Below are 11,854 nucleotides of genomic sequence, written 5' to 3'. Positions count from 1 at the left end.
CTTATGCTCAATGCAGGGCCCACTTTGGCCCTTTCGGGCGGGGTGGGGCGGCGTTCAACAAACGTTCACCTTGCGGTGCTGGTCCGTTCATCTGGGGCTGGAAAACTGGCCCCATAGCTATGGCACGAGGCCGTGGCGTTCGTGCATTGAGCCACGTGACCGATTACGAGTACGCGCAATTGCGGCTCACACCGAAAGGACGCCCTGTGCGCAAAGTCTTCCAGGCCGAACTCCACCAGATCGGCGAGGAGCTCATCGAGATCTCCGCGCTGGTCACCGATGCCATGGAAAAGTCCGCCCGGGCCTTCGCCGGGGCCGACGTCGAGCTGGCCCAGGATGTGATCGCCGCCGACGCGCGGATCGATTTCCTGCAGAACGATCTGGACGAGCGTGCCATCGACGTCCTGGCCCTGCAGGGCCCGGTGGCCAGCGACCTGCGCATGATTGTCGGCTCGCTGCGGATGAGCGCCTCGCTGGAGCGGATGGGCGACCTGGCCCGCCACGTGTCCCAGCTGGCCCGCCTGCGCTACCCCTCCACCGTCATTCCCGCGGTCCTCAAGCCCACCTTTGACGAGCTGGCCGAGCTGGACATCCTCATCGCCCGCAAGGTCACCGAGCTGCTGGAGAACCGCGAGCTCGCCGACGTCGTGGACATCCAGACGGCCAAGGCGCGCATCAATGTCCTGCACGCGAGCGTGTTCAAGGCCATCGCCGCCCCGGAATGGAAGGAATCCGCCGCCACCACCGTGGACGTGACCCTGGCCAGCCGCTACTTCGAGCGCTTCGGCGACCACGGCGTCTCCGTGGCCCGCAAGGTCTCCTACCTGGTCACCGGCCAGTGGCAGCCCGAGGGTTTCATGGCCTAGGCCTTCATCCGTGCAACAGAAAACGCTCCCATACCGCGGTATGGGAGCGTTTTCTGTTGCACAGTTTGGCTGGGGCTACTTCTTGCCCTGGTTGGCCACGGCCTGGATGGAGGCGGCTGCGGCCTCGGGGTCCAGGTAGGTGCCGCCGCGGGTGATCGGGGCGAAGTTCTCGTCCAGCTCGTAGACCAGCGGGATGCCGGTGGGGATGTTCAGTGAGGCGATGTCCTCGTCGGAGATGCCGTCCAGGTGCTTGACCAGGGCGCGCAGGGAGTTGCCGTGGGCGGTGACCAGCACGGTCTTGCCGGCCTTCAGGTCTTCCTTGATGTCCGATTCCCAGTACGGGAGCAGGCGGACCAGGACGTCTTTGAGGCACTCGGTGCGCGGCACGGCGTCGCCGAGGTCCGCATAGCGGGGATCGCCCACCTGGGAGAACTCGCTGTCGTCGGCCAGGGCCGGCGGCGGGGTGTCGTAGCTGCGGCGCCACTCCATGAACTGCTCTTCGCCGAACTCAGCCAGCGTCTGGGCCTTGTCCTTGCCCTGCAGGGCGCCGTAGTGGCGCTCGTTCAGGCGCCAGTCGCGCTTGACGTCGATCCAGCCGCGGTCAGCCGCTTCCAGTGCCAGGTTGGCCGTGTTGATGGCGCGCTTGAGGCGGGACGTGTACAGGATGTCCGGCAGCACGTCGTGCTCCACCAGGAGCTCGCCGCCGCGGACGGCCTCCCCGCGGCCCGTCTCGTTCAGGTCAACATCCACCCAACCGGTGAACAGGTTCTTGGCGTTCCAGTCGCTGTGGCCGTGGCGCAGCAGAATCAGCTTGTAAGTCATACGGCCATCCTATCCAACGCCCCTCGGCCCTCCCGCGTGCATGCCGAATTGCTACGGAGCCGACCGGGGTCAGGGAGGCGCGGCACCGGAGCCGAAACGGGGCCCGGGAGCGGCTTCGGGCGCCCGCGATGGGGCCACGGCGGCGAGGGCCCCGGCGCGAGCTTGCGAGCTGCGGGAGCAGCTGGGGACGGGCGGGGTCCCCGTTTCGGCGTAGGTGCAAGTGCACCGATAAACTTGACCACGTGGTGCAACGGGCAGAGCGGGTCAGACGGGGCGGGAACGCCGGGCGGCCCGTCGGCAACATCACCCGCGGCACCACCAACCCCAACCGTCTGCGCCGCGTCGACCGCTGGCTCGCTGGCCCGCAGTCCTGGCGGCTGCGCACCGAGGACGCACCCCTGGTCATCGACCTGGGCTACGGCGCCTCCCCCACCACCGCCGTCGAACTCTACGGGCGCCTGGCCAAGGTCTGCCCCACGGTCCGCGTGGCCGGCGTCGAGATCGAGCCCGAGCGGGTGCGCATCGCCAAGGCGTTGGAGCACCCGGGCCTGAGCTTCCACGTGGGCGGCTTTGAGGTCCCCGTGCCCGGCAACCCCGTCATGGTGCGCGCCTTCAATGTGCTGCGCCAGTACGAGGAGGCGGATGTGGCGGCCATCTGGGCGCTGGTGTGCTCGCGGCTGTCCACCCACGGCATCTTCGTGGACGGCACCTGCGATGAGATAGGCCGGCGCAGCACCTGGGTGGCGTTGGACCGCGGCGGCCCGCTGTCGCTGACGCTGTCCCTGCGCTTTGGCGGCTTCGAGCTGCCCTCCGAGGTGGCCGAGCGGCTGCCCAAGGCACTGATCCACCACAACGTCCCGGGCGAAAGGATCCACACCTTCCTGCAGGCGCTGGACGCCAAATGGCTGGCCGCAGCCCCCCTGGCGTCGTTCGGCAACCGGCAGCGCTGGGTGGAATCGGTCAAAAGGATGCGCGACGACGGCTGGCCCGTCCAGGCCGGCCCGGCGCGGTGGCGGCTGGGCGAGGTCAGCGTGGACTGGTCCGCCGTCGCACCCTAGGGTGCCGGCCAGCTCCGTTTTCCCACCCCTGGCCGCGGTGCACCGCTGCGCTACCGAAGCCCTCGGATGCCCTTGCAGACCACAAACGCCCAGCCGAGAATCCCGGTGAGGCAGAGCCGCTCGGCGAGTCCAAGCAGCCCCAGCGCAAATCCACCGCTCAGTCCCAGCCACAGGAGCCCGGCTGACGCCAACGATGCGAAAACCACTCCCGCGGGCGCCACTGGCGCCAGTCCGGGGCTGGTGCGGAGCCAGGGCGTGAGCACCAGAACGGCCGACAAGGCGGCAGCAAATCCCGCTCCGGCCACCCAGAGGTGCACGAGTCCACCGGTGGTGTGGTCCCCGGAACCGATCCCGCCGCCCGCGGCGATATCGGTGGGGAAGAACGCCAAGGTGGCCGAGGACGCCGCCGCACCGGCGAGAAGGACCATCCCGGTCCGCCGCGGCCCGGTCACCGGGCCCGTCCCGCCGATGGCCGCCACCATGCACAGGGTGGTGGCCGCCCGGCCGAGGAAGTTCAGGCCCATGATCCAGCCGAACCGGCCCACCGCGAGATTGCTTTCCGCCTCGTGGACAGCGCTGTAATGCGGTGGCAGCAGCTGCAGGACGGCGTCGACGACGACGTAGGCAACGACTCCACCCACGGCGGCCGTGGCGTACCGCCGTCGACCGCCAACTGAGCTGGCCAGCGTCAGGGGTCTACCAGGGGCCGTACGGGCCCTGGTTGCGGTTGCCGCCGCGGCGCACCTGTGCCAGTGCGGGGCGGACATCGGCCAGGTAGACGGCGGCCGCCGTGGCGGCGGCCAGGTCCAGGAGCAGCGTGAAGCCCATGCCGCCGCCGCGCGGTGAGAGCGTGAGCAGATAGAGCACACCCACCAGCACCGACCCTCCGGTCAGCAGCGACCAAAATTGCTTGGTCCGCTTGTAGGCGCGTTCAAAGTCCGCCGGGGTGGCACGCAGGCAGTCGGCGAGCGCCCAGAGCTGGATGCCGAGGGCCACCAGGCCCAACAGGCCCGTCAGTGCATATTGGAGCAGGAGGATGATCACCCCTCAAGACTAGCCGGTGGCGCCCCGCCGCAGGGCCTGTTCCAGGTCGGCCCACAGATCCTCGATGTTTTCGATGCCCACGCTCAGGCGCAACAGGTTCTCCGGCACCGAGGTGGGCTCGTTGGCGTGCCGGCGGCGGCGCTCGATCAGCGACTCCACACCGCCCAGCGAGGTGGCGGGCGTCCAGATCCGCAGCGCCTCCACCACTGCCTCGGCGGCCGCGGCACCGCCGGAGACCTCGATGCCCAGGATCGAGCCGAAGCCGTGCATCTGGTCCTTGGCGCGCTGGTGTCCGGGATCGCTGTCCAGGCCCGGGTAGCGGACGGCGTCGACGCCGCCGTGCGCCTCCAGCCGGCGGGCCAGCTCGCCGGCCGTGGCCTGCGAGCGCTCCACCCGCAGGGCCAGGGTGCGCAGCCCGCGCAGGGCCAGCCAGGCCTCGAACGGGCCGGCGATGGCGCCGTGGATGGAGCGGTGGTGGTGCAGCGTGGCGCGCAGTTCCGCGTTGGAGGTGGTCAGCGAGCCGAGCACGACGTCGGAGTGGCCGGCCAGGTATTTGGTCACCGAGTGCAGGACGATGTCGCTGCCGAGCTCCAGCGGCTTTTGCACCAGCGGGGTGGAGAAGGTGTTGTCCGTGACCACCAGTGCACCCACGGCCTTGGCCGAGCGGGCCAGCACGCGCAGGTCCGCCACCTCCAGCATCGGGTTGGTGGGGCTCTCCAGCCAGAGCATGCTCGCCGCGCGCTCCCCCGCGCCGGTCAGGGCGGAGATGACCTCGTCGGTGTCGGCGATGTCCACGGTGCGCAGGACGAACAGCCCCTTGGCCGCGAGCTCCTGTGCCATCACCAGCGCACCCTGGTAGGAATGCGTGGGCATCACCAGCACGCCCTTCACCGGGACCAGCGACAGTGCCGCGGACACGGCGGCCAGGCCGGAGCCGAACACGAGCGAGGGCACGGTGGCGCCCTCCAGGGCGGAGATGGCCTCCTCGAGCGGATCCCAGGTGGGGTTGGAATAGCGGCCGTAGGCGCGGTCACCATCCACCACTGTGCCTGTCCCCACGAAGGTGGAGGAGAGCACGATGGGCGGATTCACCGGCGCATCATGGACGCGCTCCGGGCGCCCGGCGGACACCACCAGGGTTTCCGGGCTGAGGTCGGACGGGTGCGGGTGCGTCGGGCTCATGAGCCCACAGTAGCCCGCAGGCCCGGGCCTGGCGCAAAACCATGACGGCGGCGGAGACGGTGCGTCCGGCATCGCCGTCGGAGGTTGTCGGTAGGCTAGTGAGTGTGACTTCCCCTCTCCAGCAGCACCGCCCCGGCCTCTTTCTTGCCTTTGAGGGCGGCGACGGTGCCGGAAAATCCACCCAGGCCGCGCTGCTGGCCGAGGCACTGGCTGCCCAGGGCCGCACCGTGCTGCGCACCCGCGAGCCCGGCGGCACGCCCATCGGGGAAAAGCTGCGCTCGCTGGTGCTGGACCACGGGCACGGCACCATTGATGCCCGCTGCGAGGCGTTGATCTTTGCCGCCGCCCGCGCCGCGCACGGGGACCAGGTCATTGCCCCCGCACTGGCCCGCGGCGACGTGGTCCTCACCGACAGGTACATCGATTCCTCCGTGGCCTACCAGGGGGTGGGCCGCGGCCTGGGCGCCGAGCGCATCAGCGCGCTGAACGAGTGGGCCACCGGCGGACTGTGGCCGGACCTGACCATAGTGCTGGACGTGGACCCGGAAGAGGGCCGCGTGCGCCGCACCGCCGGCGACGCGGCCGAGGACCGGCTGGAATCGGAGCCGGACGAGTTCCACCTGAGCATCCGGGCGGCCTTCCTCGACGCCGCGGCGGCCCATCCAGGGCGCTACCTGGTGCTCAACGCCCGGCTGTCCATCCAGGAACTGGCCGCCCAGATCCTTGACCGCGTGCGGATGCTGCTGCCTTGAGCGTCTGGGACGATCTCCAGGGCCAGGAGCCGGTGGTGGAGCAGCTGCGCCGCGCCGCCTCCTCGGATGCCCCCACCCATGCCTGGCTGGTGACGGGTCCGCCCGGCTCCGGCCGGTCCAATGCCGCCAAGGCCTTTGCCGCGGCGCTGGTCTGCGAGCGCCCGGAGCTCGCCGAACGCGGCTGCGGCGAATGCCACGCCTGCCACACCACGCTGGCCGGCACCAACGCGGACGTCGCGTTCATCGCCACCGAAAAGACCACCATCACCATCGCCGAGGCCCGCGAGCTGGTGACCAAGGCCCAGGACCGGCCCTCGTCCTCACGCTGGCGGGTGATCATCGTGGGCGATGCGGACCGCATGGCCGAGCGCACCACCAATGTGCTGCTGAAGGCCATCGAGGAGCCGCCGCCGCGCACCATCTGGATCCTGTGCGCCCCCAGCCCGGCGGACGTCCTGGTGACCATCCGCTCCCGCTGCCGCGCCGTCGGCCTGCGCGTGCCGCCGGTGGCCGACGTGGCGGCCCTGCTGGTGCGCCGTGACGGCGTCGACCCCCGGATGGCGGACCTGGCCGCCCGCGCCGCGCAGAGCCACGTGGGCATCGCCCGCCGGCTGGCCCGCGACGAGGGCGCCCGCACCCGGCGCCAGGAGATCGTGAAGCTCCCGCTGACCCTGGTGGACGTCACGGCCGCGGTGCGCGCCGCGGCGGCCCTGGTGGAGCTGGCCACCGCGGAGGCCAATTCCTCCAACGAGGAGCGCGACGCCGCCGAGAAGGAATCCCTGCTGCGCTCCCTCGGGGCGCCGCAGACGGGCACCCTGCCGCCGTCGATGCGCTCCCAGGTCCGGGCCCTGGAGGAGGACCAGAAGCGCCGCTCCAAGCGCTCCATCACCGACACCCTGGACCGCGCACTGACGGACCTGCTCTCCTTCTACCGGGACGCACTGGTGCTCCAGCTCTCCCGCGCCGGGGGCGACGCCGTCGAGCTGGTCAACGAGTCCCTCCGCACGGAGCTGGCGCACTTTGCCGCCCGGTCCACGCCGGAAACCACCCTGGCCCGGATGGACGCCGTGAACACGGTCCGCCGGCGCATCACCACCACCAATGTCGCCCCGCTGCTGGCCCTTGAGGCCATGGCGGTCAGCCTGCTGTAGCCCGCCTCTGGCATCCGGCCGTGGCACCACAAGGAGAAAACCTATGAGCGTTGTCCACCACCAGGGCCGACGGCGGCGCCCGCGCGCGCTGGCAGCCGCTGCCGCCGCCGTGGCTCTGGCCATGCTGCTGTCCTCCTGCTCGGTGCTGTTCCCGCAGACCGCCGACCGGGGGGCCACCGCCGAGGCGGCAGTGATTGGCAACGTCCCGGCGGAGCTGGCGGGCTTCTACGCCCAGCCTGTCACCTGGACCACGTGCGAGAAATCGTTCCAGTGCGCCACCATCAAGGTTCCGCTGGACTATGCCCAGGCCGGCGGCGAGTCCATCAAACTGGCCGTCATCCGGTTGGCCGCCAGCGGCAAGAAGCTGGGATCCATGGTGGTCAACCCCGGTGGGCCCGGCGCCTCCGGCTATGACATGGTCAAGGACGGCGCCAAGACCTACTTCACGGACAAGATCCGCGCCGCGTACGACGTCGTGGGCTTCGACCCCCGCGGCGTGCAGCGCTCGGCACCCGTCACCTGCATCGGCGACGCCGCGCGGGACAAGGAGCGCCAGGAGTCCCTGAACCTGGACAACGACGCCGATCTGGCCCGCGACGAGGCCCAAACCAAGGACGACATCGCGGCCTGCGTGAAGAACACCGGCCCGGTGCTGGCCCACATCGACACTGTCAGCTCCGCCAAGGACATGGACATCCTCCGTGCCATCGTGGGAGACGCCAAGCTGAACTACATGGGCTACTCCTACGGCACCAAGCTGGGCGCCACCTATGCCGGACTCTTCCCGGCGAAGGTGGGCAAGTTCTCCCTGGACGGCGCGCTGGACCCGACCCTGTCCATCGAGGACGTATCCATGGGCCAGGCCAAGGGCTTTGAGCTGGCCATCCATGCCTGGGCCGCTCACTGCCTCGCCACGGCCGGCTGCCCCGTCAGCGGCACCCCCGAGCAGGCCGTCCAGCAGGTCCGCGACCTCAACGCCGTCTATGCGGACAACCCGCAGCGCACCAAGGACGGCCGGGTGCTGACCGAGAGCGAGTTCACCGGTGTGCTGGCCTTCGCCATGTACTCCACGGACCTCTGGGATCTGCTCTCGCAGGCCCTGGCCAGCGCCTTCAAGGGCGATTCCAACGCCATGATGGTCCTCGCCGACTACTCCGCGGAGCGCGGCGAGGACGGCAAATACAAGTCCAACACCGCCTTCGCGTTCAACGCCGTCAATTGCCTGGACTACCCGATGGTGACGGATGTGGCCGCCATGCGCGCCGACTCCGCGGCCCTGCAGGCCGCCTCCCCCACCTTTGGCAAGCTGCTGGGCTATACGGGGCTGCTGTGCAAGGACTGGCCGTACAAGCCGGTGGGCGCCCCGGCCAAGATCACCGCCGACGGCGCTGCCCCCATCCTGGTCATCGGCACCACCCGCGACCCGGCCACCCCCTATGACTGGGCGGTGGCCCTGAGCAGCCAGCTGAGCTCGGGTGTGCTGGTCACCTGGGACGGCGATGGGCACACGGCCTACGGCCGCTCGAACAAGTGCATCTCCGACGCCGTCGACGGCTATTTTGTGGACGGTGTGGTGCCCGCCAAGGGCCTGCGCTGCTAGAAACACCGCCCATTCGGGTTGCGGCACCACTTTCGAAGACGATCCCCGCCAGCGAACATGCGGCCGCATGTTCGCTGGCGGGGATCGTCTTCATTTGCCCGGCAGGCGATCTCCAGACCGCCCGATTTTGACTTGGCCGCGGCCTCCATTAGAGTTTTATCTTGCGTTGAAGGTACGGCTCCGAAAGGGGCCGCCGGACGGCGCATGCCTCCATAGCTCAGTCGGTAGAGCGTTTCACTCGTAATGAAAAGGTCATCAGTTCGATTCTGATTGGAGGCTCCGGCCTGAAGCCCCTTCGCCCTTGTGGCGGAGGGGCTTTTTCGTGCCCGGATCCGGTGGGGCCGCGCCCGTTCCCACTCGTTGACTTGTCCAGCGGACATCCCGTACCGTCCAAGCCACTGACAACGTTGTCATCCCACGGGAGCGGCACGCGCAATGAAGGGCGGAACACGTTTTGAGGAAACACACGACGCACCACATGGGGTTCAGGGCAAGACCTGCGGTGGCCGGGGCAGCCCTGGCGGGAATGCTGCTGGCGGCCAGTCTGGCGGCGGCACCGGCGATGGCCGGCCCGCCGGCACCGGCGACACCCCCGGCCGGCAGTGGCCAGGAGCAATACCGGCCGGCCATCCACTTCTCGCCGCAGCAGAATTGGATGAACGATCCCAACGGCCTGGTCTACTACCAGGGCCAGTACCACCTGTTCTTCCAGCACAACCCCTTCGGCACCACCTGGGGCAACATGTCCTGGGGCCATGCAACCTCGCCGGATCTGGTGCACTGGACCGAGCAGCCGCTGGCCATCGCCACCGACATGGCGCAGGACATCTTCTCCGGCAGCGTCGTGGTGGACACGACCAACAGCAGCGGCTTCGGCACGGCGGAGAATCCGCCGCTGGTGGCCGTGTTCACCAGCGCCTACAAGGATGCCTCGCCGCTGCACGGCCTGCAGGCGCAGTCCCTGGCCTACAGCGTGGACGGCGGCCAGAGCTGGACCAAGTACGCCAACAACCCTGTCCTGAACCGGAATTCCGCCAACTTCCGCGATCCGAAGGTGTTCTGGTACGGCGATGCCGCCACCGGGTACTGGGTGATGGCGGCCGTGGAGGCCCAGGACCACAAGGTGCTGCTCTACAAGTCCAGCAACCTCAAGGACTGGACGGAACTGAGCGAATTTGGCCCCGCCAACGCCACCGGCGGCCAGTGGGAATGTCCGGACCTCTTCCCGCTCGCCGTGGACGGTGACCCGAACAACGTCAAGTGGGTCATGGTGGTCAACATCAATCCCGGTGGCGTGGCCGGCGGCTCGGCCGGCCAGTACTTCGTGGGCACCTTTGACGGCACCACCTTCACCTCCGACACCACCAAGGCTCTGGACTCCGTGCCGGCGGGGACGCCCCTGTTCGGCTTCGACGGCGGCAGCTACGACGGGTGGACCACCGCCAACGAGCCCGGGAATTGGAAGGACGGCCCGTTCGCCGGGGCCCCGGCCACGGGCGCCCTGCCCGGCCAGAGTCCCGTCACCGGGTTCCACGGCACCGGGCTGGTCAATTCCTTCAACGATGGCGACTGGCCGCTGGGGTCCATGGCCTCGCCCACGTTTACGGTCAGCGACGACTACCTGAACTTCCTCGTGGGCGGCGGCAACCATCCGCGCGTCTCGGACAAGCTGGACAACACTCCCCCGGCCGGGGAGCTGCTCTTCAATGGATTTGAGGGGCCGGACGGCAGCACCCTGGCCGATTCCGGCTGGACCGGGACGGGGGACCTCACGCCCAACTACCAGCCGGCCAGCACCGGTGGCGACTTTGTGATTGGCGCCAAGCGCATCAACACATTTGACACCGGCGGGTCCCCCTCCGATGACCGCACCGGAACCCTGACCTCCCCGGCCTTCACCATCTCCAAGAACTACATGTCCATGCTGGTGGGCGGCGGCAACCGGCCGGCCGGCTCGGACCAGGTCCTGGCCGCCCAGCTGCTGGTCAACGGCGTGCCCGTCCGCTCGCTCGCCGGCGACGAGAACGGCGCGCTGAACTGGAAGGGCTGGGACGTGTCGGAGTTTGCCGGGCAGGCGGCCCAGCTCCGCATCGTGGACACCGCCACCGGCGGATGGGGCCACCTCACACTGGACCACGCCATGCTGACCGACGCGCCGGCCGTGCCGCGCTCCGACGAGGAGTCGGTGAACCTGGTGGTCGACGGGAAGGTGGTCCGCTCCACCACGGGCAGCAACAGCGAACAGCTGGATTGGGCGTCCTGGGACGTGAAGGAGTTCCGCGGCCGGGCGGCATCCATCACCGTGGTGGACAACAACCGCTCCGGCTGGGGCCACATCCTGGCGGACCAGTTCACCGCCAGCCCGGCCGCCGCCACCACCCGGTTGCAGTCCTACGACTGGCTGGACTGGGGCAAGGACTACTACGCCTCCGTCTCCTTCGCCAACGCCCCGGACAACAAGCGCATCATGCTCGGCTGGATGAACAATTGGGACTACGCCAACACCATCCCCACCAGCACGTGGCGCAGTTCGATGGCGCTGCCACGCGAGGTGTCCCTGGCCCAGACCGCCAATGGCCCGCGGCTGGTTCAAAAGCCGGTCGCCCAGGTGGACCAGCTGGCCGGCAAGGTGGCCTACCGCACGGGCGCGGAATCCATCCCCGCGGGGACAAAGGATCTGCCGGCCAAGGCGTGGGGCAGCGTGGCCAAGATCGAGGCCACCTTCAACCCCGGCACCGCCGCCCGCTCCGGCGTGAAGGTCTTCGGCGACGGCACTTCCGCCACCACTGTTGGCTACGACGCCCGCACGCACAAGGTGTTCATCGACCGGACCAACTCCGGCAACACGGCCTTCAGCCCGGCCTTTGCCTCCGTGGACTCGGCACCTGCCACCCCGGATGCCCAAGGCAACGTCACCCTAACGCTGTATCTGGACCGCGCGTCGGTCGAGGTCTTTGCCCAGGGCGGGGCGGCCACGCTCACGGACCAGGTGTTCCCGAACGCCGGCGCCACCCGCGTCTCGCTCTTCGCCGACGGCGGCACCGCCCGGCTGAAGTCCCTGACCGTCACGCCGCTGGACGCCGCCATGTTCCTGCCGGCATTCACCACCACTGCCGCACCCGCCATCAAGGGCGAGGCCAAGGTGGGCAGGACGCTCAAGGCCGATGCCGGTGACTGGCAGCCCAAGGCCAAGGACACTTCGTACCAGTGGCTGGCCGACGGCGTGGAGATTGCCGGGGCGACGGAAAAGTCCTTCGCGCCAACGACCGCACAGCTCGGGCAGCGGATCAGCGTCCGGGCCACCGGTTCCGCCCCCGGCGTGATGCCCGCAATGCTCTCCTCCACCGAGACGGCGGCAGTGCTGCCGAAGAAGTAGCGC

Annotated in this window: 10 protein-coding genes and 1 tRNA gene; 7 read left to right on the top strand and 4 right to left on the bottom strand. The window is 69.3% G+C overall.

Going from position 1 to position 11,854, the window contains the following annotated elements; all coding sequences use genetic code 11:
- The first annotated feature begins 206 nt into the window (after window positions 1-206).
- Window positions 207-866, top strand: coding sequence for a phosphate signaling complex protein PhoU (phoU, locus tag ACQCSX_RS16715; RefSeq protein WP_427016381.1), 660 nt, complete (start codon window positions 207-209; stop codon window positions 864-866).
- A gap of 75 nt (window positions 867-941) precedes the next feature.
- Here phoU and ACQCSX_RS16710 read toward each other — a convergent pair whose 3' ends face one another.
- A complete protein-coding gene (locus ACQCSX_RS16710; protein ID WP_427016380.1) occupies window positions 942-1,688 on the bottom strand; it encodes a phosphoglyceromutase in 747 nt (248 codons plus the stop codon).
- A 242-nt stretch (window positions 1,689-1,930) separates the two neighbouring features.
- On the opposite strand from ACQCSX_RS16710, the gene ACQCSX_RS16705 reads away from it, so the two are divergent.
- Complete coding sequence (locus ACQCSX_RS16705) at window positions 1,931-2,746, top strand: class I SAM-dependent methyltransferase (RefSeq protein WP_427016379.1); 816 nt, start codon at window positions 1,931-1,933, stop codon at window positions 2,744-2,746.
- A gap of 50 nt (window positions 2,747-2,796) precedes the next feature.
- On the opposite strand, the gene ACQCSX_RS16700 is transcribed toward ACQCSX_RS16705, so the two are convergent.
- The 3 genes from ACQCSX_RS16700 to ACQCSX_RS16690 are packed head-to-tail and all read right to left on the bottom strand — an operon-like array spanning window position 2,797 to window position 4,972.
- Window positions 2,797-3,387: a DUF998 domain-containing protein gene (locus ACQCSX_RS16700; protein WP_427016378.1), complete on the bottom strand. Its 591-nt coding sequence runs from the start codon at window positions 3,385-3,387 to the stop codon at window positions 2,797-2,799.
- 55 nt (window positions 3,388-3,442) lie between these two features.
- Complete coding sequence (locus tag ACQCSX_RS16695; protein ID WP_427016377.1) at window positions 3,443-3,790, bottom strand: DUF2516 family protein; 348 nt, start codon at window positions 3,788-3,790, stop codon at window positions 3,443-3,445.
- Between the two features lie 9 nt (window positions 3,791-3,799).
- Complete coding sequence (locus tag ACQCSX_RS16690; RefSeq protein WP_427016376.1) at window positions 3,800-4,972, bottom strand: trans-sulfuration enzyme family protein; 1,173 nt, start codon at window positions 4,970-4,972, stop codon at window positions 3,800-3,802.
- Window positions 4,973-5,076: 104 nt separating this feature from the next.
- On the opposite strand from ACQCSX_RS16690, the gene tmk reads away from it, so the two are divergent.
- The 5 genes from tmk to ACQCSX_RS16665 all read left to right on the top strand — a co-directional run bounded on the left by tmk (window position 5,077) and on the right by ACQCSX_RS16665 (window position 11,851).
- Window positions 5,077-5,724, top strand: a complete 648-nt coding sequence (gene tmk / locus ACQCSX_RS16685; protein WP_427016375.1) for a dTMP kinase — start codon at window positions 5,077-5,079, stop codon at window positions 5,722-5,724.
- Window positions 5,721-6,875 carry a DNA polymerase III subunit delta' gene (locus tag ACQCSX_RS16680; RefSeq protein ID WP_427016374.1) on the top strand — a complete coding sequence of 385 codons (1,155 nt, stop codon included), beginning with the start codon at window positions 5,721-5,723 and terminating at the stop codon, window positions 6,873-6,875. The genes tmk and ACQCSX_RS16680 overlap by 4 nt, the downstream gene beginning before the upstream one ends.
- A 43-nt stretch (window positions 6,876-6,918) precedes the next feature.
- Complete coding sequence (locus ACQCSX_RS16675; RefSeq protein ID WP_427016373.1) at window positions 6,919-8,475, top strand: alpha/beta hydrolase; 1,557 nt, start codon at window positions 6,919-6,921, stop codon at window positions 8,473-8,475.
- A gap of 206 nt (window positions 8,476-8,681) precedes the next feature.
- Window positions 8,682-8,754, top strand: a tRNA-Thr gene (locus ACQCSX_RS16670).
- Window positions 8,755-9,037: 283 nt separating this feature from the next.
- Window positions 9,038-11,851: a GH32 C-terminal domain-containing protein gene (locus ACQCSX_RS16665; protein ID WP_427019082.1), complete on the top strand. Its 2,814-nt coding sequence runs from the start codon at window positions 9,038-9,040 to the stop codon at window positions 11,849-11,851.
- The last annotated feature ends 3 nt before the right edge of the window (window positions 11,852-11,854 follow it).

Origin of the sequence: Pseudarthrobacter sp. P1, assembly GCF_050156935.1 — a bacterium.
Classification (GTDB): domain Bacteria; phylum Actinomycetota; class Actinomycetes; order Actinomycetales; family Micrococcaceae; genus Specibacter.
This window is presented reverse-complemented; position numbering and strand designations above follow the sequence as displayed.